The 19,388-nt window shown below is 71.5% G+C and carries 18 protein-coding genes, 1 tRNA gene and 1 pseudogene; 14 read left to right on the top strand and 6 right to left on the bottom strand.

Features of this window, described 5'->3' with window-relative positions:
• The first annotated feature begins 17 nt into the window (after window positions 1-17).
• From AB0O21_RS37215 to AB0O21_RS37185, 7 genes are all read left to right on the top strand, one after another.
• A complete protein-coding gene (locus AB0O21_RS37215) occupies window positions 18-2,312 on the top strand; it encodes a xanthine dehydrogenase family protein molybdopterin-binding subunit (protein ID WP_365179361.1) in 2,295 nt (764 codons plus the stop codon).
• A 104-nt stretch (window positions 2,313-2,416) separates the two neighbouring features.
• Entirely contained in the window at window positions 2,417-2,860 is a 444-nt protein-coding gene (locus AB0O21_RS37210) for a hypothetical protein (protein WP_365179334.1), read from the top strand.
• Window positions 2,860-4,164 carry a hypothetical protein gene (locus AB0O21_RS37205; RefSeq protein WP_365179331.1) on the top strand — a complete coding sequence of 435 codons (1,305 nt, stop codon included), beginning with the start codon at window positions 2,860-2,862 and terminating at the stop codon, window positions 4,162-4,164. Before AB0O21_RS37210 ends, AB0O21_RS37205 begins: the two co-directional genes overlap by 1 nt.
• Window positions 4,165-4,185: 21 nt before the next feature.
• The gene (gene mycP / locus AB0O21_RS37200) at window positions 4,186-5,346 is read left to right on the top strand and encodes a type VII secretion-associated serine protease mycosin (protein ID WP_365179328.1); all 1,161 of its coding nucleotides are present in this window, start codon (window positions 4,186-4,188) and stop codon (window positions 5,344-5,346) included.
• A 31-nt stretch (window positions 5,347-5,377) separates the two neighbouring features.
• Window positions 5,378-5,800 carry a hypothetical protein gene (locus AB0O21_RS37195; protein WP_365179325.1) on the top strand — a complete coding sequence of 141 codons (423 nt, stop codon included), beginning with the start codon at window positions 5,378-5,380 and terminating at the stop codon, window positions 5,798-5,800.
• Window positions 5,801-5,811: 11 nt separating this feature from the next.
• Entirely contained in the window at window positions 5,812-8,106 is a 2,295-nt protein-coding gene (locus AB0O21_RS37190) for a hypothetical protein (RefSeq protein WP_365179322.1), read from the top strand.
• A complete protein-coding gene (locus AB0O21_RS37185) occupies window positions 8,106-8,663 on the top strand; it encodes a hypothetical protein (protein ID WP_365179319.1) in 558 nt (185 codons plus the stop codon). Before AB0O21_RS37190 ends, AB0O21_RS37185 begins: the two co-directional genes overlap by 1 nt.
• A 61-nt stretch (window positions 8,664-8,724) precedes the next feature.
• Here AB0O21_RS37185 and AB0O21_RS37180 read toward each other — a convergent pair.
• Both AB0O21_RS37180 and AB0O21_RS37175 read right to left on the bottom strand, forming a co-directional pair.
• Window positions 8,725-8,796: transfer RNA gene (locus tag AB0O21_RS37180), tRNA-Cys, on the bottom strand.
• A gap of 126 nt (window positions 8,797-8,922) precedes the next feature.
• Window positions 8,923-9,117 carry a hypothetical protein gene (locus tag AB0O21_RS37175; protein WP_365179316.1) on the bottom strand — a complete coding sequence of 65 codons (195 nt, stop codon included), beginning with the start codon at window positions 9,115-9,117 and terminating at the stop codon, window positions 8,923-8,925.
• A 94-nt stretch (window positions 9,118-9,211) separates the two neighbouring features.
• Between AB0O21_RS37175 and AB0O21_RS37170 the strand changes: the two genes are divergently transcribed.
• From AB0O21_RS37170 to AB0O21_RS37145, 6 genes and pseudogenes are all read left to right on the top strand, one after another.
• Window positions 9,212-10,672, top strand: a complete 1,461-nt coding sequence (locus AB0O21_RS37170; RefSeq protein ID WP_365179314.1) for an MFS transporter — start codon at window positions 9,212-9,214, stop codon at window positions 10,670-10,672.
• A gap of 52 nt (window positions 10,673-10,724) precedes the next feature.
• The gene (locus AB0O21_RS37165) at window positions 10,725-10,925 is read left to right on the top strand and encodes a hypothetical protein (protein WP_365179311.1); all 201 of its coding nucleotides are present in this window, start codon (window positions 10,725-10,727) and stop codon (window positions 10,923-10,925) included.
• 5 nt (window positions 10,926-10,930) lie between these two features.
• Window positions 10,931-11,352 (top strand): annotated as a pseudogene (locus AB0O21_RS37160) (type II toxin-antitoxin system death-on-curing family toxin).
• Between the two features lie 138 nt (window positions 11,353-11,490).
• The gene (locus tag AB0O21_RS37155) at window positions 11,491-13,275 is read left to right on the top strand and encodes a DEAD/DEAH box helicase (RefSeq protein WP_365179308.1); all 1,785 of its coding nucleotides are present in this window, start codon (window positions 11,491-11,493) and stop codon (window positions 13,273-13,275) included.
• Between the two features lie 384 nt (window positions 13,276-13,659).
• Window positions 13,660-14,301, top strand: coding sequence for a helix-turn-helix domain-containing protein (locus AB0O21_RS37150; protein ID WP_329384979.1), 642 nt, complete (start codon window positions 13,660-13,662; stop codon window positions 14,299-14,301).
• 182 nt (window positions 14,302-14,483) lie between these two features.
• Window positions 14,484-15,266, top strand: coding sequence for a S16 family serine protease (locus AB0O21_RS37145; protein WP_365179358.1), 783 nt, complete (start codon window positions 14,484-14,486; stop codon window positions 15,264-15,266).
• On the opposite strand, the gene AB0O21_RS37140 is transcribed toward AB0O21_RS37145, so the two are convergent.
• The 4 genes from AB0O21_RS37140 to AB0O21_RS37125 form a co-directional block, all read right to left on the bottom strand.
• Window positions 15,196-16,497, bottom strand: coding sequence for an MFS transporter (locus AB0O21_RS37140; RefSeq protein WP_365179305.1), 1,302 nt, complete (start codon window positions 16,495-16,497; stop codon window positions 15,196-15,198). The two genes, AB0O21_RS37145 and AB0O21_RS37140, sit on opposite strands and share 71 nt — an antisense overlap.
• Entirely contained in the window at window positions 16,494-16,697 is a 204-nt protein-coding gene (locus AB0O21_RS37135; RefSeq protein WP_365179302.1) for a hypothetical protein, read from the bottom strand. Before AB0O21_RS37135 ends, AB0O21_RS37140 begins: the two co-directional genes overlap by 4 nt.
• Window positions 16,698-16,755: 58 nt before the next feature.
• Window positions 16,756-17,346: a helix-turn-helix domain-containing protein gene (locus tag AB0O21_RS37130; protein ID WP_365179299.1), complete on the bottom strand. Its 591-nt coding sequence runs from the start codon at window positions 17,344-17,346 to the stop codon at window positions 16,756-16,758.
• 76 nt (window positions 17,347-17,422) lie between these two features.
• Window positions 17,423-17,899: an Lrp/AsnC family transcriptional regulator gene (locus tag AB0O21_RS37125; protein WP_365179296.1), complete on the bottom strand. Its 477-nt coding sequence runs from the start codon at window positions 17,897-17,899 to the stop codon at window positions 17,423-17,425.
• 123 nt (window positions 17,900-18,022) lie between these two features.
• Between AB0O21_RS37125 and hppD the strand changes: the two genes are divergently transcribed.
• Entirely contained in the window at window positions 18,023-19,168 is a 1,146-nt protein-coding gene (gene hppD / locus AB0O21_RS37120) for a 4-hydroxyphenylpyruvate dioxygenase (protein ID WP_365179293.1), read from the top strand.
• Window positions 19,169-19,388: the final 220 nt, after the last annotated feature.

Genomic DNA, 19,388 nt, shown 5'->3' with positions numbered 1-19,388 from the left:
CGGCGCTGAACACGACGGTGACCGCCCTGGCGCCACCCACGGACCCCGCCGACCAGCAGGTCCCGCGCGGAATCGGCGCCTCCGTCCCGTCGGCCGACACCCGGGCCAAGACCGAGGGCACCTTCCCCTACGCCGCCGACCTGTGGGCCGAGGGCCTCCTGTGGGCCGCCGTGCTGCGCTCCCCGCACGCCCACGCCCGCATCCTCTCCATCGACACCACGGCCGCCGCCGCCATGCCCGGCGTCCGCGCCGTCGTCACCCACGCCGACGTCCCCGGCGCCACCACGCACGGCCGCCGGATCGCGGACCGGCCGGTGTTCGCGCACGACGTCGTACGCCACCACGGCGAGCCCATCGCCGCCGTCGCCGCCGACCACCCCGACACCGCCCGCCTCGCCGCGGCCGCCATCGCCGTCGAATACGAGCTCCTCGACGCGGTCACCGACCCCGAGCAGTCCTTCGGCGCCCCCGCACTGCACCCCGACGGCAACCTCATCCGGCACATCCCGCTCCGCTACGGCGACCCGGAGGCCACCGGCGAGGTCGTCGTCGAGGGCCTCTACCGGATCGGCCGCCAGGACCCCGCCCCCATCGGCGCGGAGGCCGGACTGGCCGTACCGCGGCCCGACGGCGGCGTGGAGCTGTACACCGCCTCCACCGACCCGCACACCGACCGCGACCTGGCCGCCGCCTGCTTCGGCCTCGAACCGGACCGCGTACGCGTGGTCGTCACCGGCGTGCCGGGCGCGACGGCCGACCGCGAGGACGCCGCCTTCCAGCTCCCGCTCGGCCTGCTCGCCCTGCGCACGGGCTGCCCGGTCAAGCTGGCCGCGACCCGCGAGGAGTCCTTCCTCGGCCACACCCACCGCCATCCCACCCTCCTCCGCTACCGCCACCACGCGGACGCGGAGGGCCGGTTGGTCAAGGTCGAGGCGCAGATCCTGATGGACGCCGGCGCGTACGCGGACGCCTCCTCGGAGTCCCTCGCCGCGGCGGTGGCCTTCGCCTGCGGCCCGTACGTGGTCCCGCACGCCTTCGTCGAGGGCTGGGCGGTCCGCACCAACAACCCCCCGTCGGGCCATGTCCGCGGCGAGGGCGCCATGCAGGTCTGCGCCGCGTACGAGGGCCAGATGGACAAGCTCGCCGCCGCCCTCGGCATCGACGGCGCGGAACTGCGCATGCGCAACGTCCTGGCGACGGGCGACCTCCTCCCGACCGGCCAGACGGTCACCTGCCCGGCCCCGGTCGCCGAACTCCTGCGCTCGGTCCGCGACTTCGAGCTCCCCGCCCTCCCGATGGACACCCCGGAGGACGAGTGGCTGCTGCCGGGCGGCCCCGAGGGCGCGGGCGAACCGGGAGCGGTCCGCCGGGGCGTCGGCTACGGCCTGGGCATGGTCCACATGCTCGGCGCGGAGGGCGCGGACGAGGTCGCGACGGCCACCGTCAAGGTGGTGGGCGGCGCGGCCACGGTCATCTGCGCGGCCGTCGACACCGGCCAGGGCTTCGCGACCCTCGCCCGCCAGATCGTCCAGGAGGTCCTGGGCGTCGACGAGGTGACGACGGCCCCGGTCGACACCGACCAGCCGCCGGCGGGCCCGTCGGCCCACGGCCGCCACACCTGGGTGTCGGGCGGCGCCGTCGAACGGGCCGCCAAGATGGTCCGCACCCAGCTGCTCCAGCCCATGGCCCACAAGCTGGGCATGTCGACGGAACTCCTGCAGATCGCGGACGGCCGAATCACCTCATATGACGGCGCGTTCTCCATGACGGTCGCGGAGGCCATAGAGGGCAAAGAGCTCTGGGCGACGGCCCAGTGCCGCCCCCACCCCACGGAACCCCTGGACGCGGACGGCCAGGGCGACGCCTTCGTCGGCCTCGCCTTCTGCGCGATCCGCGCGGTGGTGGACGTCGACATCGAACTGGGCTCGGTGCGCGTGGTCGAACTCGCGGTCGCCCAGGACGTGGGCCGCGTCCTCAACCCCCGCCAGCTGGAGGCCCGTATCGAAGCGGGAGTCACGCAGGGCGTCGGCGCGGCCCTGACGGAGAACCTCCGCACGGTCTCCGGCCTGGTCCGCCACCCCGACCTGACGGGCTACGCCCTGCCGACGGCGCTCGACGCGCCGGTGGTCCGCATCGTCAAGCTGGTCGAGGAGCGCGACGTGGTGGCCCCCTTCGGCGCGAAGGCGGCGAGCGCGGTCCCGGTGGTGACGGCCCCGGCGGCGGTGGCGTCGGCAGTCCGCGCGGCCACGGGCCGCCCGGTGAACCGGCTCCCGATCCGGCCGTCGGCGGCGGTGGCGGTGCCGAACTCGTGACCGGGTGACCCGCGTTGCACGTTCGATTCCGGACGTGGGACGGTCGGCGCCGGCGCTTCAGTGATCGGCGGGCGCCGGGACGTCGGGACGTCGGGAAGGCGAACGTGGCACTGCACATCGAACCGGGACTGTCCGTCGAGTCCGACTCGCTGAGCGAGTACAAGACCATGGTGGACACCCTGCTGGTCGACCTGACCGGCGGAGACGCGCACCACGGGAAACTCGCGGACGGCACCCTGCCGTCGGGCACCCTCGGCAGCGGCTTCCCCGAGGCCGAGGCCCTGTTCACGTCGTACGACACCGTCATCACGGAGCTGCAGAAGCTGTCGAAGGGGTTAGCGGGGCAGATCGAGGCCCTGGGCATCGCGATCCTGACGGCGGGCAAGGGCTACGACGGGGTGGACGAGGAAACCAAACGGCGCATGGCGGCCATCGCGAAAGAGGCGAGGGACCAGTACGTGCCGCAGCGCGACCCGTGGCTGGAGGAGCAGCGCCGCCTGACGGCCGCCCACCAGCCGCCGTCCGGCACGTCGCGCGGTACGTACTGATGGCGACGTCCTTTGACGGCTGCTCGCACCGGCAGCTCCGGGCGATGACCACCTCGCTGGAACCGGAGGCGGTGCAGGCGCGCGCGGACCAGCTGAAGAAGGCTGCCGAGGACATCGCCAAGATCGCGGAGAAGCTCAAGCGGCACCGCGTCACGGGCTGGGAGGGCGAAGGGGCCGTCGCCTTCCAGGAATGGGTCGGCCGCGCGGGCAACGCGACGCTGCGGCTCAGCGAGTACAGCAAGACGGGCTCCGAGTGGATGGGCCGCACCGTCCAACTGATGTACGAGGCCTCGAAGATGCCGGTGATCGACGCGGCCGCGACGGCGAACCTCGAAGCGGCCCGCACGTACCCCAACGACCCGGACGCAGCGAAGATCGGCGCGGAGGCCCGGAAGAAGCTGGACTCGGACCACCGTGAGGCGGTGCGGCTGATGAACAACCTGGCGCAGTCGTACGAGCTGGCGGCGGGGGAGATGGAGAGGGCGGAGGTACCTACGTTTCCGCCGCCGCCGAAGGTGTTCGTTCCGCAGGGCATCTACGGCCTGGAAGAGATGGCCCGCCCGGGAGGCCACTCGGGAAGCTCGGCGTACGCTTCGTCGGCACCCGGTGGCAGTGGCTCGACGGATGAGTCGGGCTCGATTCCGGGACGTCAACCGCAGCCGGACAACACGCCCCCTCCGGCGGACGGTCCGCTGCCGGTGACGCCGGACCGCGAGGTGAGCCTGGACCTGGACACCGTCGGGACGCTCCCGCCTCCCCCCACGGCGACCACGCCGGGTAGCCCGCTGCCCGCGGGCCTTGGCGGTCCCCACCCGGGCCCCTTCGTCCCGCCCATGCCCGTCCCGCCAGTGCCCGGTCTGAAGGGTCCCGGACCCGTTGGACTGGGCCCCGTCGGCCCGATCTCGGGGACAACCGGTCCCCCCAGTAAGACCGGACTCGTGCCCGGCATCCCCCAGCGAGACAACGGCATCATGGGGGGCCGTCCGGTGCCCAGCAGCGGCCCCAGCTCTGGTATCCCGCGTGGCACGGTCATCGGTGAAGGTACGCACACCGTCCGTGGCATGGGCGGCGGCACGGGGCATGGCGGCGTCGTCGGAGCGCGTCCGCCCGGGGCGGCTGGTCATCCGTTCACGCAGGGTGGTCCGGGCTTCGTGCGCAATGGCTCGGGCGGCGCTGGCGCGGCTCCCCGTACGGCTCCTGGCAACCGACGTGACGACCAGCGGGGTGGTCGCCCCGATTACCTGGCTGAGGACGAAGAGACCTGGCAGGGCAACCGTCGTGTTGTTCCGCCGGTGATCGACTGAGTGGAACGGACGTCGCACGGGATGCGCACGCGCAAGGCGACCTCGGCCCTGGTGGGCCTGCTGCTGGCCTGGGTCGCCGCGACCCCTGCCCACGCGGATACCATCCGGTCGAAGCAGTGGCATCTCGACGCCATGAAGGCCGACGAAATCTGGACGACCAGCACGGGCAAGGGCGTTACCGTCGCGGTGATCGATACGGGTGTCAACCGCATCCCGGAGCTCGAAGGCCAGGTTCTTCCCGGAGCGGTCTTTCCTTCCGGTGACGCCGCAGGTGACGAGGACAACGACTACTACGGTCACGGAACCGGCATCTCGGCGATGATCGCCGCTACTGGAAGGCACCCAAGTGGTGACGGCGCCTACGGCCTTGCCCCCGGTGTCAAGATTCTCCCGATCCGTGTGCCCGACTCGATGCAAGAGGCGAAAACCCCATCCTGGGTCGAGGCCATTCGCTACGCGGCGGACTCGGATGCGAGGGTCATCAACATCTCCCTGGCCATCGGGGGAACGCCGGAGGACGACCGGGCGAGGGCTGAGGCGGTCAAGTACGCACTCTCGAAGGGAAAACTGATCTTCGCGGGTGCCGGCAATGACGGAGCCTCGACCAACGAGATCCTCTACCCAGCGGCGACCCCGGGCGTGGTCGGCGTGGGCGCAGTGGACGCCAAGGGGCAGGCGACCAGGGAGTCGCAGCACGGCCCCCAGATCGATCTTGCTGCACCCGGCATCGACATCGTCACGGCATGCACGACTGGGACGGGGCTCTGCAACACCCACGGCACCAGTGACGCGACGGCCCTCGCATCCGCCTCCGCCGCCCTCATCTGGTCCGCCCACCCCGACTGGACCAACAACCAGGTCCTCCGCGTGCTCCTGAACACCGCCGGCAAGCCCATCGACGGCGTAGAGCGCAACGACTACATCGGCTACGGCATCGTCCGCCCCCGCATCGCGATCGCCACCCCCGGCGACCCCGGCCCGGCGGACGTCTACCCGCTGCCCGACCTCGCCGCGGCCACGGCCGCGTCCCCCTCAGCGTCCCCCGACCCGGCCCCCGCCCCCGCCCCGCAGGCCGAACCGCAGCAGGACGGCCGCCTCCTCCCCTGGCTCGGCCTGGGCCTGGGGGCCTGCCTGCTGATCGGCGGTGCCGTCACCGCGGTCGTCGTACGCCGGAACCGCTGAGCCCGCCCGACCCGACACAGGAGTGCACGCGATGTCATTCGACGAGGAATGGGCGGCGGCGCGCGCCACGGCCGCCGCCAACACCTCCATGCGGCTCAACCACGTCCCGGCGGAACCCGGCGGCGGCGGCGGTGGCGACCTCGACCTCAACCAGGACCACATCGGCGCCATCGGCTCCGAGGCGTACAAGCTGCACTCCCGCCTCCAGACCGACGGCAAGCACGCCACGACCGCGACCAGCGAGGCGGCGGGTGCGCTCACGAAGGAGAACTTCGCGAGCGGGGCGGCGCTGCTCAAGCTCAACGGCACGTGGGAGAGCCAGGTGAAGACCCTGGTGGCGGCCTGCGCGAACATCTCCAACGGCCTGAACTACTCGCTCAAGTCCCACGCCCGGGACGAGCAGCAGCTCCGGGCCGACTTCACCGCGTCCGCCATCGACAAGTACCTGAAGTAGGTCGCGCCCGCATGCTGACGTACGAGAACGTGATGCACGCACCGCTGGACAAGCTCCGGACGGCGGTCGACGACTGGAAGGCCATGGCCGGCAAGCTGGACGAGATGGCCGAGGCCGCTCGTCACGGCATGAAGGCGAAGTCCGACAAGGCCGAGTGGAGCGGGGTCACGGCCGGGGTCGGCCGGGCGTTCGTCGACAAGACGGCCAAGGAGTTCGAGGACGCGGCCAAGGAGGCCAAGGGCGTGCACCTGGTGCTCGCCGACGCGCACGCGACGTTCAAGGCCGCTCAGGACCGGCTGAAGAAGATCGCGGCCGACGCCCCGGCGGCGGGCTTCCAGATCGACGCCACGGGGCGGGTCACCGCCATCCCGCTCGCCACCGAGGAGGACCGCAACGCGGCCCGCCACGACCCCGACTACCGGCAGACCCTGCGCGCGAACCACGACGCCTGGCAGGCCCGCATCAACCGTGCCGTCGAGGACGCCCAGGACGCGGACGACTCCCTCGTCCGCGTGCTCCGGGCGAACGTCGCCGACGCGCACGACTTCAGCGGCCCGAAGTTCAGCACCCTGGATGCCGAGCAGGCGGCCCGGGCCGCGGACCTGATGAGGAAGGTGACGGGGGAGGGCGGCACGGCGCGCCACGTCGAGGCGCTGCGCGAGCTGGAGGACGTGCTCGACGACAACCGGGAGGACCCGGAGTTCGCGACCGCCTTCTACCGGAAGGTCGGCCCCGAGGGCGCACTGGAGATGTACACCACGATGTCCCTGGACGCGACCGGCCTCGGCCCGGCCGGGAGGGACCGCGCGCTGATGGTCGCGAACATCCAGAGCGACATGGGCGCGATGCTGGGCCTGGCCACGCACAAGGACGTCCCGCACCACCTCGACGCGGCGTGGACGACCGGGCTGATGAAGGCCGGCCGCAAGGAGATGCAGGTACCCGGGGAGATGACGACGTTCTACGGCTACCAGGCCCTCGGCTCGCTGATCCGCGAGGGCACGTACGACACGGAGTTCCTGACGGCGGTCGGCCGGGACATGATCGCCATGGACCGCGAGGACCCGAAGGCCTGGGAGTACCACGGGTCGGCCGGCGTGGACACGGTCCTCAACCAGGGGGAGAAGGGCGGCCGGGGCTTCTACCCGCTCACCGGGCTGATGGAGGCACTGGCCAACAACCCGGACGCGGCGACGGCCTTCTTCAACGAGCCGGTCCGCGAGGACAGCAACCACGACGGCATCGTCACCAAGGACGACAAGCGGGTCGGTGGGCAGCACGGCAAGGACTTGGGCATGGTCGACTACATGCTCGACAAGGAGCCGGGCGCCGACGCCTTCGACCGCCCCCGCAGCTACCCCGCCGACGAAGCGGGCCCGGCCCAGGAGGCGCTCGGCACTGCGCTGGAGGCGGCGGTCAGCGGGCGCGTGGCGGGCGACGAGGACGCGGGGCCGGTGCCGCACACCAAGGAAATGGCGGCGATCATGGAACGGGTCGTCAAGAAGATCGGCGACGAGCCGGGGCTGGTGGCGGCGGCGCCGGGCGAGGACGATGGCCGGCTGAAGGGGCTGTCCGGACACTTTGGGCAGATGGCGGCCGAGTACATGCCGGACCTTCAGGCGTCCGCCGAGAACGGCGGGAAGCAGATCAAGGTCGCAGGCACGATGGCTCAGTTCCATGAGGCGACGGTGGCCCGCTTCCTCGGTGCTGTCGGCCAGGCCCCAGAGGCCTATGGGGCGATCACCAACGCCAACCAGGCGTTCACGGCGGTCCTGGTCACCGACGTCGTCCAGCACCGGGCCGACCACACCCTCCTTGGGTCGGCCGTGGAGCTCGCTGTGACGCCGGGTGGCCAGATCTCGGGCTACCTGACGGAGGCCCGCGCCCAGGGTATGCACGCCGAGACGGCCCACTCGAACGAGGAGTATGTGAAGGGCGTCGAGGACGGGGCCAAGTGGATCAACCGCGGCATCTCGGCCGCCGGTGGAAAATACCTGGAAATGGTGCCGATTGCCGGTGACGTCGCGGGGTGGGTCCAGGAGGACGTCACCGAGTACTTCGTTGAGGATGCCCAGGACAAGGGCAAGGAGAAGACGGCCGATACCGAGAAGGCCGTGGCGAGCATGTACTCCAAGGCGGATCTCAGCACCAGTCGCGCTGCGGAGGGCGCGGTGCGCAGTGCGGCCGCCGGTTCGGGCTTGTCCCAGAGGGACATCGATACACTGGCCGGCGTGGCGTCCAAGGAGTCCTCAGTCGCCCACTCGGTCGGCCGTGGCCTGGTGGACAGCTCGAAGGGGTCGTCGTGATGTCCGCGGCGAGGTCGGCGCGAGCGTTCGCCGCCACTGTGCTGGCCGCTGGCGCTCTGCTGGCTGGCTGTTCGGACGGTTCGGACGAGCAGCAGGCGTCAACTGCTTCCGAGATGCCGGAAAGGCTGTGCTGGGGGGCGTTCGACGCCAAGACTGTGGCGCCCCTCCTGGGCAGCGGAAAGAGGATCACGGAGGACACGCGAGACGTGTTCTCCTTGGCCGCGGATCTGGACAAGATCACCTGTCGCGTTCAGCTGGACGGGAAGACCGTCATGACTGCGTTCGCCTGGCGCAAGCCGCTGGGTAGCGACGCGTTTTGGCAGGCCTTCGACCCGCTGCGTCCGGAAAAGCTCGACATGGGACGCAAGGGTCTGGTGTGGGACGGTGGCGCTGCGCTCCTGTACACGTGCCGAACTCCCACGGAATCCTTCGAACTGGAGCTGACGACCGACAACGGCCCGGCTTCCATGGACAGCACCGAGGCCAAGGCGCTGAACGCTCAGCTGATGAAGGACTACCAGGACTTCACCCGCAAGCAGCTGAACTGCGCCTCCTGACGAACGAGCGCAACGCGAAGGCCGCCCAGGGGAGCGCCTGCCCCTGAGCGGCCTTCCGTCGAAGCCGTGACCGGAATCGAACCGGCGTAACTCGCTTTGCAGGCGAGTCCCTAAACCACTCGGGCACACGGCTGTGAGGTGGTGATGTCCACGACCGTACGGGGGCCTGGGGAGCGGGGGAAGGTGTGCGCGGTGCGTGCAATGCGACTGCCATGCCGCGTTCACAAACCGGGAGGGGGCGGCGGGACCGCGGTGCTCGTCAGGGGGTCTTCGCCGTGCGCAGCCGCCGTACATCCCGTACGAGCACGTACACGGCGCTGAAGGAGATCGCCGTCGCGGCCGCGATCCAGAGGACCGATGCCCCGGAGCGGTACTCGCGGAGGGCGCCGACCAGCAGCAGCAGGCTGACAGGAACGGCGAAGGCTGAGATCAGAGTGCTGATGCGGTGGGTCACACGGACATCATCACCGACCTAGGTCCGAGGGCCTAGCGCCGGGTCCGCCCAAATGACAGGGTCGAGAAGCGGCTACGGACCTTACGCTGGGGCGATGAGTGCCCTTGAACCCCGCGTGCCCCAGATAGCCGCCGAGCCCGTCCCGGCCGCCGCCCCGTCGCCGGGCGGGATCCTCGGGGCCGCGTACCGGACGCTCAGCATCGGGATCATCTCCGTCGTCTTCCTCATCGCCTTCGAGGCGACCGCCGTCGGCACGGCCATGCCCGTCGCCGCGCGGGAGCTGGACGGGATCGGGCTGTACGCCTTCGGGTTCTCCGCGTACTTCACCACGAGTCTGTTCGGCATGGTCCTGTCCGGGCAGTGGGCCGACCGGCAGGGGCCGCTGCGGCCGGTGACCGTCGGGATCGGGGCGTTCGCCGCCGGGCTGGTGTGTTCCGGGACCGCCCAGGTCATGGGGGTGTTCGTGCTCGGGCGGGCCGTGCAGGGATTCGGGGGCGGGCTGGTCATCGTCGCGCTGTACGTGGTGGTGAGCAGGGCGTACGAGGAGCGGCTGCGGCCCGCGATCATGGCGGCCTTCGCCGCGAGCTGGGTGGTGCCGTCGATCGTCGGGCCGCTGGCGGCCGGGACCGTCACCGAGCACCTCGGCTGGCGGTGGGTGTTCCTCGGGATCCCGGCGCTCGTGGTCGTGCCGCTCGTCATCGCGCTGCCCGCCATACGCAGGACCGCGTCCGGGCCGGTGGATCCCGAGGCCCCGCCCGTGGCCTTCGACCGGCGGCGGATCCGGCTGGCCCTGGGGATCTCGGTGGGGGCGGGGCTGCTGCAGTACGCCGCCCAGGACTTGGAGTGGTGGTCGCTGGTGCCCGGCGCGGCCGGCGTGGCGCTGCTGGTGCCCGCCGTGCTGGGGCTGCTGCCGCGCGGGACGTACCGGGCGCGGCGCGGGCTGCCGTCGGTGGTGCTGCTGCGCGTGGTGGCCGCGGGGTCGTTCATCGCGGCGGAGAGCTTCGTGCCGCTGATGCTGGTCACTCAACGGGGGCTGAGCCCTACCCTGGCCGGGTTCTCGCTCGCGCTCGGCGGGGTGACCTGGGCCGGCGGGTCGTGGGTGCAGTCGAAGGGGCGGATGGCGCCGTACCGGCAGCCGCTGATGGTGGGCGGGATGGTGATGGTGGCCCTCGCCATCGCGGCCGCGCCCGCCGTGCTGATCGAGTCGGTGCCGGTGTGGACGCTGGCGCTGGCCTGGGCGGTGGGGTGCCTCGGGATGGGCCTCGTCATCGGCTCCACGAGCGTGCTGCTGCTGAAGCTGTCCGCGCCGGAGGAGGCGGGGGCCAACTCGGCGGCGCTGCAGATCTCCGACGCGCTGGCCAACGTGGTGCTGCTCGCGGCCGGCGGCGCCGCGTTCGCCGCGCTGGGCGGGGGCGCGGTGGGGGCCGCGCACGCCGTCACCGACGGCGGGGCGGCCTCGCACCCCGTCGCCTTCGTGGTGGTGTTCCTGCCGATGGCCTGCGTGGCACTGGTCGGGGCGTGGGTCGCGACCCGGCTGGAGCCCGCCGACGGCTGAGCGGAGCGAAAATGCCCGCGCTGCGACTGACTGCCGCACTACCGTTCCGGTCATGAACGAGCTGATCATCCGGCTGTCCGACGCCGAGCGCGCGGAACTCGCCGACCTCGCCGACGCCACCGGGCAACTGCCCGAAGAGCTCGCGCTGGACGCCGTACGGGCGCGACTGCGGGCCGAGCGCGCACGGGTCGGCGCGGAAGCGGAACGGCTCGCGCGGCAGCACGCGACGCTGCTGAAGCGGCTGGGGGAGTGAAGGGCATGTCCGTCCGCCACCTCACCCTCCCCGAGGTCCTCGACCTCGCCCGGCACGCGTGCCTGGCCCAGGACCAGCCCGTCGAGCTGCGCGCCCCCGGGCTACTGGAGTCCGCGGTGCACCGGCCGCGTGCCCAGGGGGCCCCGCCCAGCGGTAGCTGGGGGAGTTCGGTACTCCGGCCTACGACGACCCGTACGAGCAGGCGGCCGCGCTGCTCCACGGCATCGCCACGAACCACCCGCTCGTCGACGGCAACAAGCGCACGGCCTGGCTGGCGGCCGCCACCTTCCTCGCCGTGAACGGCGTGGACCTCGGCGGCGCCGACGAGGACGCGGCGTACGACCTGGTCGTCGACGTGGCGGCCGGACGCGAGGACGGCGTGGCCGCGATCGCCCGCCGCCTGCGCGGGATCCACGAAGCGGTGTGACGCTCACCGCACCGGCCGAGGTCACGGGCCTGTCCCTCCGCGAGGGGCGGGCCCGTGCCGGTAAGGTGGCCCGGTTGTCCTACGTACGACCGCCGTGCCACCCGTACCAGATACGCCGAGAGCGACGAACCGGAGACCGTGACTACTACCGCCTCCCACCACCTCTCACCCGCCTTCCCCGGCCGTGCCCCCTGGGGCACCGCGGGCAAACTGCGCGCCTGGCAGCAGGGAGCGCTGGACCGCTACATCCAGAACCAGCCGAGGGACTTCCTCGCCGTCGCCACCCCCGGCGCCGGCAAGACCACCTTCGCGCTCACCCTCGCCTCCTGGCTGCTGCACCACCACGTCGTCCAGCAGATCACGGTCGTCGCGCCGACCGAGCACCTGAAGAAGCAGTGGGCGGAGGCGGCGGCCCGGATAGGCATCCGGCTCGACCCCGAGTACTCGGCGGGCCCGCTCAGCAAGGACTACCACGGCGTCGCCGTCACCTACGCGGGCGTCGGCGTGCGGCCGATGCTGCACCGCAACCGCTGCGAGCAGCGCAAGACCCTCGTGATCCTGGACGAGATCCACCACGCCGGCGACTCGAAGTCCTGGGGCGAGGCCTGCCTCGAGGCCTTCGACCCGGCGACCCGGCGGCTCGCCCTGACGGGCACGCCCTTCCGTTCCGACACCAACCCCATCCCCTTCGTCACGTACGAGGAGGGGAACGACGGGATCCGGCGGTCCTCGGCCGACTACACCTACGGCTACGGGAACGCGCTCGGCGACGGGGTCGTCCGGCCGGTGATCTTCCTGTCGTACAGCGGCAACATGCGCTGGCGCACCAAGGCGGGTGACGAGATCGCGGCCCGGCTCGGCGAGCCGATGACCAAGGACGCCATCTCGCAGGCCTGGCGCACCGCGCTGGACCCGCGCGGCGACTGGATGCCGAACGTGCTGCGCGCCGCCGACCAGCGGCTGACCGAGGTCAGGAAGGGCATCCCGGACGCGGGCGGGCTCGTCATCGCCTCCGACCAGGACTCGGCGCGCGCCTACGCCAAGCTGATCCGCGAGATCACGGGGACGAAGCCGACCCTGGTGCTGTCCGACGACACCGGGGCCTCGAAGAACATCGACACCTTCAGCGGGAACCACGACCGCTGGATGGTCGCCGTCCGCATGGTGTCCGAGGGCGTCGACGTACCGCGCCTCGCGGTCGGCGTGTACGCGACGACGATCTCGACCCCGCTGTTCTTCGCGCAGGCCGTCGGCCGTTTCGTGCGATCGCGCAGGCGCGGCGAGACCGCATCCGTGTTCCTTCCGACCATTCCTTATCTCCTCGGTTTCGCCAATGAGATGGAAGTCGAACGCGATCACGTCCTCGACAAGCCCAAGAAGCAGGGCGAGGAAGATCCGTACGCCGAGTCCGAGAAGGAGATGGACGAGGCGAACAAGCAGGAGGACGAGGACACCGGCGAGGACGAGCAGATGTCCTTCGAGGCGCTGGAGTCCGACGCGGTCTTCGACCGGGTCCTCTACGACGGCGCCGAATTCGGCATGCAGGCGCACCCGGGGAGTGAAGAGGAGCAGGACTACCTCGGCATCCCGGGGCTGCTCGAGCCCGATCAGGTGCAGATGCTGTTGCAGAAGCGGCAGTCTCGGCAGATCGCGCACAGCCGCCGCAAGCCGGACGCCGAGGCGGACCTGCTGGAGCTGCCCGCGGACCGGCGGCCGGTCGTCTCGCACAAGGAGCTGCTGGAGCTCAGGAAGTCGCTGAACACGATGGTGGGCGCGTACGTCCACCAGAGCGGCAAGCCGCACGGAGTGATCCACACCGAGCTGCGCCGGGTCTGCGGCGGTCCGCCGAGCGCGGAGGCGACGGCGGGACAGCTGCGCGAGCGGATCAAGAAGGTGCAGGAGTGGGCCACCCGGATGCGGTGAGCCCGGCCCGGCCCGGGCGTCACGGAGAGTGACGCGGGGCGCGGGCGGGGTCCGTCGCGGAGCGTCGCGCGGGCCCCGGCTTCGTCCAGGGGCGGCCTCGACCGCACTCGTACGGACCTACAGGCGGGCGGCGGCCGCGGGCGCCTCCGCAGGCGATCAGGAACCGGCATAAACGGGTAGTAGGCGCCCGGATTCTGGACGAGGCCTTCCGCTGAGCGGACCTGCTCGCTACTGTCCCCGCATTGAACGCACCGTGGCAGCGCCGCCGCGGGAGCGCAGCCGGTGCAATGGCCGCTACCGGCGGCCTCTCCGTGCGTCGCCGCGGGACCGGCGACGTGCGCCACCCGAGAGTCACCGCCGCTCACCGAAAGAGGGAGAGGCGTCGTGACCGCGGAAACCTCCCAGACTCTCGACAGAGGGCTGAGAGTCCTCAAACTGCTCGCCGACACCGACCACGGTCTGACCGTCACCGAGCTCTCCAACCGCCTCGGTGTCAACCGCACCGTGGTCTACCGACTCCTCGCCACGCTCGAACAGCACGCCCTGGTCCGCCGCGACCTCGGCGGCCGGGCACGCGTCGGGCTCGGGGTGCTGCGGCTGGGGCGGCAGGTGCACCCCCTGGTGCGCGAAGCCGCGCTGCCCGCGCTGCGGTCCCTCGCCGAGGACATCGGGGCCACCGCGCACCTGACCCTCGTCGACGGATCCGAGGCGCTCGCCGTCGCCGTCGTGGAGCCGACCTGGACGGACTACCACGTGGCCTACCGGCCCGGTTTCCGCCACCCGCTGGACCGCGGGGCCGCCGGGCGGGCCATTCTGGCCGCCCGTCAGGGCTCCCTGATCGAACCGGGGTACACGCTGACCCACGGCGAGCTCGAAGCGGGCGCCAGTGGCGCTGCCGCGCCGCTGGTGGGGATCACCGGGCTGGAGGGCAGCGTGGGTGTCGTCATGCTGGCCGACGCGGTGCCGGAGCGGGTGGGGCCGCGGGTGGTCGACGCGGCGCGGGAAGTCGCCGACGCCCTTCGCTGACCGCGGGTTCGGCGGATCTCCCGTCGGTGCCGGTGCGCTGCCGGGTGCGGCGCCGTTGCCGGGGGCGCTGCCCCCGGGCCCCCGGGCCTCAAACGCCGGCGGGGCTGGAAGGCGCCTCAAGCGTCGGCGGGGCTGGATCGGTGGGGCGGCACGGATAGATTGGGCGGGTGCTCTCTCGTCTCATGCGTCTGTCGCGTCCCGCCGCACTGGCCGTTTGTGCCGTGCCCGTGGTCGGGCTGTTCGCCGTCGCGGCCCTCGCGCCCCTGCCGTTCGTGATCGCCCAGCCCGGGCTCACCGCCGACGTGCTGGGCGAGCGGGACGGCAAGCCCGTCATCTCCGTCTCCGGCGCTCCGACCCGGCCGACCAAGGGCCAGCTCCGGATGACCACCATCCAGGCCACCGGCCCCTCCACGACGGTGAACCTGCCGGACCTCCTCGACGACTGGTTCGACCCCACCCGGGCGGTCATGCCCAGGGAGGCCGTCTACTCCTCGGGCGGAACCGACAAGGAGATCGAAGAGCACAATCTGGAGGAAATGGCCAAGTCGCAGTCGGCCGCCGCCGACGCCGCCCTCGGCTACCTCCGCAAGGACCCCAAGGATGTGAAGGTCGAGCTCAACCTCGCCGACGTCGGAGGCCCCAGCGCCGGGCTGCTCTTCTCCCTCGGCATCGTCGACAAGCTCGACGGCGACGGCAGCGGCGGCGACCTCACCGGCGGGCGCACCATCGCCGGTACCGGCACCATCACCGCCGCCGGCGAGGTCGGCGCGGTCGGCGGGGTGCCGCTGAAGACGCAGGCCGCGCGGCGCGACGGGGCGACCGTGTTCCTCGTACCGAAGGCCGAGTGCGCGGACGCCCAGTCCGAGCTGCCCGAAGGGCTCCAGCTGATCCCCGTCACTTCGCTGACGGATGCGGTGAACGCTCTTCGGGCGCTGGGCCGGGGACAGGACGTGCCGTCCTGCTGACCTGCTCGGCGGCCTTGGTGTCCAGGCCGCGCCAGGCCGGGAAGACCAGCGGGGCGAGCGTCGTCAGCAGGTAGGTGCCGCCGAACAGCAGCAGCGCGCCCGCCGCCCCGAAGCCGTCGACCAGCAGACCGGCGGCGAGTCCGCCCACCGGCATGGTCAGCTCACAGCCCGCCGTGGTCACCCCGGAGACGCGGCTGCGCAGCCGCTCCGGCACCCGCTCGTACATCACCGTGGACAGGATCGGGTTGAGCATGCCCGCGCCCAGTCCGGCCAGGGCCATCGTCACCGCGAGCGGGAGCGTGGTGTCGGTGAACGCGGCCACCGCGAAGCGGGGAGCCCCGCAGGCCAGGAATGCCGCGGCGAAGACCGTCCGGCGGGGGAAGCGTTCGCCCCACGCCCCGTAGAGCAGGGCGCCGAGCAGCGCCGAGCCGCCGAAGAGGGAGACCAGCAGACCCATGGCGGTGGCCCCGCCGAGCCCGTCCCGGGCGTGCACGGGCAGCAGTACGGAGGACCAGCCCTGGTCGAGGCCGTTGGTCATCATCACCATCACTGTGATGCCCATGAGCAGGCGGGAGCGGGTCAGGAAGGTCCAGCCCTCGGCGAGTTCGGCCCGGTAGACCGCGAAGGAGGCCTTCTCGGTGGTGCGTTGGGGCTCGGCGGCGGGGACGCCGCGCAGGAAGGCGGTCACTAGCAGGGCCGAGGCCCCGAAGGTGGCCGCGTCCACCAGCAGTACGGTCTCGGCTCCGAAGGCCGCGATCAGTACGCCGGCCAGCGCGGCCCCGATCATCCGCGCCCCGCGCGAGACCGCGTCGTAGAGGCTCGCGGCGCGGGCGACGGTGGTGCCGGCGTGCTCGGCGAGGTTGGGCAGGAGGACGTAGCGGGCGGTCAGGCCCGGGGTGTGCACGAGGCCGCCGAGGGCCATCAGCGCGCACAGCATCCAGAACTCCAGCACGCCCGCGTAGTGCAGGAGCGGGATCGCGCCGACCGCCAGTCCGCAGATCACGTCGGAGGCGGCGGAGACCCGGCGGCGGCCGAGCCGGTCGATGACCGGCCCGCCGACCAGGGCCGCCACGATGATGGGCAGGGTGGCGCAGAAGGCGACGACCCCGGCCCGGCTGGCGCTGCCCGTGGTCTGCAGCACGAACCACGGGACGCCGATCAGGGTGAGTGAACTCCCCGCTATGGAGATCGTGTTGGCGGCCAGAACCGCCGCGAAGGGCCGCCTGCTCACGCCGCGAGCCGGTGCTGGACGCGGGTGTGGATGTGGTCCGGCCGCATCAGGCGGATCCCGGCGGCGATCAGGACCTCGCCGAGACGGTCGCGCAGGGCGGGGGTGGTGTCCACCGAGGCGGCGAGGCGCCAGGCGGCGGCCTCGGCGGCCAGTTCGGCGGTGCGGGTGGCGTGCGTCTGGGCATGGTTGAGCTCGTGCATGGCAGGACTCCTTCTGCGAAAAGGGGCTACGCGGCTACTCGGCTCTTCGCCTGTGCGTCTATTCGTCGACTCGGCGCGGGAAGGCGTGCGTGTGGAACCGCACCGTCTCGGCCTCATCCGACGGCTCCACGTCCCGGTAGCTGTTGAGCAGGTCGTGCATCTTGTGGATCAGCTCGTGTGCCTGCTCGGCCGTCAGCTTCAGCGTGAAGTCGCTGAGGTCCGAGGAACTCCGCCACTTCTTGGGCCAGTTGTGCGCCTCGGCGAGGTAGGTGTTCAGCTCCTGCGTGTGGATCCTGAGGATCTCGGCCAGGAAGGTGTCCGCCGCGTCCCGGGTGGCCGGGTCCTCGCTGAAGATCAGCGCCTCGTCGAACATCGTGCCGTCGTGGGAAGCCTGCCACCAGCGCTCCCGGCCCTTGCCGTGACCGGGTGCGTCCTCGACGAAGCCGTGGGCGGCGAGCTGGCGCAGGTGGTAGCTGGTGGCTCCGCTGGACTCCCCGAGCTTTGCCGCCAGTTGCGAGGCGGTGGCCGGGCCGCCCAGGCGCAGGGCGCCCAGGAGGCGGATGCGCAGGGGGTGGGCGAGGCCGCGCAGGCTGTGGGCGTCGAGTGCGCGGACGTTGGGTCCGGCGGCGGGATCGGGCTTCTCGGGCATGCCTCAACAGTAAAGTTGCAAAGACTTCTATGCAAGGGTTTCTTTGCAACGTCTTCTTTGGAACTCGGCCCTCGGCTCAGCGGTCGTCGTCCTCCGCCGCCTGCTCGACCAGCGGGATGATCCGCAGCGGCACCGGGTTCTCCATCACGATCGCCGTCGACGCCCGCACGATCCCCTCGAAGGCGACGACCCGGTCGATCACCCGCTGGAGGTCGGCGTTGGAGCGGGCCACGAGCCGGCACAGCATGTCCCCGTGCCCGGTGGTGGTGTGCAGCTCCAGCACCTCCGGCACCCCGGCCAGGTGGGCCCGTACATCGGCCCCCTGGCCCTGCTTGATCTCCAGCGTGGCGAACGCGGTGACCGGATACCCCAGCGCCGCCGGGTCGACCTGCGGGCCGAAACCGCGGATGACCCCGCTCGACTGGAGCCGGTCGAGACGGGCCTGCACCGTCCCGCGGGCCACGCCCAGGCGGCGCGAGGCCTCCAGCACCCCGATCCGGGGCTCGCGTGCGAGCAGCACGATGAGACGGCCGTCGAGTTCGTCGATGCCCACGGGGTGCCTCCGGGGTGGTCATAGTGCACAGATGTTTCAGCCATCCTGTGGCTGGGCTGGTCAGTATGTACAGCAGATTTGGAAACTATTGCGCAGCTTGTGGATCGGCGGGACTCTGCGCTCATGACTGAGACCATCGAAACCACCCCCCACACCGCGCGTGAGGCAGACCCCTTCCCGGTGAAGGGCATGGACGCGGTCGTCTTCGCCGTCGGCAACGCCAAGCAGGCCGCGCACTACTACTCGACCGCCTTCGGCATGAAGCTCGTCGCCTACTCCGGACCGGAGACCGGCAGCCGGGAGACCGCCAGCTACGTCCTGACCAACGGTGCCGCGCGCTTCGTCATGACGTCGGTCATCAAGGCGACGACCGACCACGGCCGCTTCCTCGCCGAGCACGTCACCGAGCACGGCGACGGGGTCATCGACCTCGCCATCGAGGTCCCGGACGTCCGCGCCGCCTACGCGTACGCCGTCGAGCAGGGCGCTCGCGGCCTGGACGAGCCGTACGAGATCAAGGACGAGCACGGCACCGTCGTGCTGGCCGCGATCGCGACCTACGGCCAGACCCGCCACACCCTCGTGGAGCGCGTCGACTACACCGGCCCCTACCTGCCGGGTTACGTGGCGGCCGACCCGATCGTCGAGCCCCCGGCCAAGCGCACCTTCCAGGCCATCGACCACTGCGTCGGCAACGTGGAACTCGGCCGCATGAACGAGTGGGTCGCCTTCTACAACAAGGTCATGGGCTTCACGAACATGAAGGAGTTCGTGGGCGACGACATCGCGACCGAGTACTCGGCGCTGATGTCCAAGGTCGTCGCGGACGGGACGAAGAAGGTCAAGTTCCCGATCAACGAGCCGGCGATCGCGAAGAAGAAGTCGCAGATCGACGAGTACCTGGAGTTCTACAACGGCCCCGGCGTCCAGCACATCGCGCTGGCCTCGAACGACATCGTCGCGACGGTCCGCTCGATGCGCGCCGCGGGCGTCCAGTTCCTCTCCGTCCCGGACACCTACTACGACACGCTCGGCGAGTGGGTCGGCGACACCCGGGTGCCGATCGACGAGCTGCGCGAGCTGAAGATCCTCGCGGACCGCGACGAGGACGGCTACCTGCTGCAGATCTTCACCAAGCCGGTGCAGGACCGCCCGACGGTCTTCTTCGAGATCATCGAGCGCCACGGCTCCATGGGCTTCGGCAAGGGCAACTTCAAGGCCCTGTTCGAGGCGATCGAGCGGGAGCAGGACAAGCGGGGCAACCTCTAGGTTGCGCTACCCGGACCCCCTGGCTCCCGCCGGGGGGTCTGCCGTGTCCGGCCGCGGCGTCCGCTGCCGGGGCTCCGCCCCGGACCCCGCGCCTCGAACGCCGACGAGGCTGGATTCGGCGCGGCGCCGTTGCCGGGGGCTCTGCCCCCGGACCCCCGCTCCTCAAACGCCGGAGGGGCTGGGTTTTCGCCGGACGGCAGCAGCCGAATCCAGCCCCTCC

It is taken from the genome of Streptomyces sp. NPDC091371 (assembly GCF_040684275.1).
Taxonomy (GTDB): Bacteria; Actinomycetota; Actinomycetes; order Streptomycetales; family Streptomycetaceae; genus Streptomyces.
Note: the sequence above shows the minus strand (reverse complement) of the source record. Positions and strands in the feature narration are given on the sequence as shown.